Source organism: Dietzia sp. DQ11-71 (genome assembly GCF_014144995.1).
GTDB lineage: Bacteria > Actinomycetota > Actinomycetes > Mycobacteriales > Mycobacteriaceae > Dietzia > Dietzia kunjamensis.
The window spans coordinates 1-1,667 of record NZ_JAALDT010000396.1 but is presented as its reverse complement, the minus strand read 5'-3'; the positions used below and the strand labels follow the sequence as shown (position 1 = coordinate 1,667).

Genomic DNA, 1,667 nt, shown 5'->3' with positions numbered 1-1,667 from the left:
CATCCCCGAGGAGTCGATCGCCACGTGGCCGTCCGGATGGGGGCGCTGGCTGTCGACGAGGATCCGGGAGCGCACCGGGTCGTCGGCCGGCACCGGCAGCAGCGCCGGCCCGCGGTCGGCGAGCATCTGCGCCAGCGCAGGGAACACCTCGGCGACCGCCGCGCCGCCGGAGACGGGCAGGGTGCGCAGTTCGCGGGTGGCGGCCATGGCCGGTAGGCCCCCGACCGTCAGTAGTAGTAGGGGTAGTCGTCCCAGTTGGGTTCGCGCTTCTCGAGGAACGCATCCCGGCCCTCCACGGCTTCGTCGGTCATGTACGCCAGTCGCGTGGCCTCGCCGGCGAACACCTGCTGGCCCATGAGGCCGTCGTCGGTGAGGTTGAACGCGAACTTGAGCATCCGCTGCGCGGTGGGCGACTTGCCGTTGATCTGCCGCGCCCACTCGATGGCGGTGTTCTCCAGCTCGGCGTGATCCACCACGCGGTTGACCGCGCCCATCTGGAACATCTCCTCGGCCGTGTACGCCTGGCCGAGGAAGAAGATCTCGCGCGCGAACTTCTGGCCCACCTGCTTGGCCAGGTAGGCACTGCCGTAGCCGGCGTCGAAGGACCCCACGTCGGCGTCGGTCTGCTTGAACCGGGCGTGCTCGCGGGAGGCCAGGGTCAGGTCGCTCACCACGTGGAGCGAGTGCCCGCCGCCGGCCGCCCACCCGTTGACCAGGCAGATCACGACCTTCGGCATGGTGCGGATGAGCCGCTGCACCTCCAGGATGTGCAGCCGTCCGCCCTCGGCCTTGACGCGCGCCTCGTCGACCTTGTCGGCCGTGGCGCCGGCGACGTCCGAGTCGTGCTCGGTCGAGTACTGGTAGCCCGAGCGGCCCCGGATCCGCTGGTCGCCGCCCGAGCAGAACGCCCAGCCGCCATCGCGCGAGCTGGGCCCGTTGCCGGTGAACAGGATGGTGCCGACGTCGGGGGAGCGGCGCGCGTGGTCGAAGACCCGGTACAGCTCGTCCACGGTGTGCGGGCGGAAGGCGTTGCGCACGTCGGGCCGGTCGAACGCGATCCGCACGATCCCGTTGACCCGGCCCTCGCCCACGTGGCGGTGATAGGTCAGGTCGGTCAGGTCCTCCCCGTTCCGGAAGCCCTCGACCTCCCGCCACTGCGACGGGTCGAACGGGTTTCCGGTGGCCTGGTCCTGCGGTGCGCTGCTCTCGGTCATGGGTTCGACGTTAGCGTGGAGCCATGACATCCGTACCGGGCCCCGAGTCGATCGACGATCTGCTCGCCCGCGTGCACGTGGTGGCACTGCCGATGCGGGTGCGGTTTCGCGGCATCACCGAACGTGAGGTCGCGCTGATCGAGGGCCCCGCCGGGTGGGGCGAGTTCGGCCCGTTCGGAGAGTACGACGATCTCGAGTCCGCCCACTGGCTGGCCTCCGCGCTGGAGATTGCGTGGCAGGGCCCGCCGCCGGCGCTGCGTTCCCGGGTCCCGGTCAACGCCACGGTCCCGGCGGTCGCGGCCGGGGACGTCGCGGCGATCCTCGACCGCTTCCCGGGCTGTATGACGGTCAAGGTCAAGGTGGCCGAGTCCGGGCAGCAGCTCGTCGACGACGTCGCCCGCGTCGCCGCCGTCCTCCAGGCCCGCCCCGGCGCGCGCGTCCGGGTGGACGCCA

The 1,667-nt window shown here is 71.5% G+C and carries 1 protein-coding gene and 2 pseudogenes; 1 reads left to right on the top strand and 2 read right to left on the bottom strand.

Annotated elements, in window-relative coordinates; translation table 11 throughout:
* Positions 1 to 207, bottom strand: a pseudogene (locus G6023_RS13185) (o-succinylbenzoate--CoA ligase); the annotation flags it as partial.
* A gap of 20 nt (positions 208 to 227) precedes the next feature.
* On the bottom strand, positions 228 to 1,214 hold the full coding sequence (locus G6023_RS13180) for a 1,4-dihydroxy-2-naphthoyl-CoA synthase (protein WP_182635931.1): 987 nt from the start codon (positions 1,212 to 1,214) through the stop codon (positions 228 to 230).
* A 23-nt stretch (positions 1,215 to 1,237) separates the two neighbouring features.
* Here G6023_RS13180 and G6023_RS13175 point away from each other — a divergent pair.
* Positions 1,238 to 1,667, top strand: a pseudogene (locus tag G6023_RS13175) (o-succinylbenzoate synthase); the annotation flags it as partial.

Bases quoted from the DNA above. Each gene is read 5' to 3' on its own strand.
- G6023_RS13180 (WP_182635931.1), bottom strand. From the start codon at position 1,214: ATGACCGAGAGCAGCGCACCGCAGGACCAGGCCACCGGAAACCCGTTC.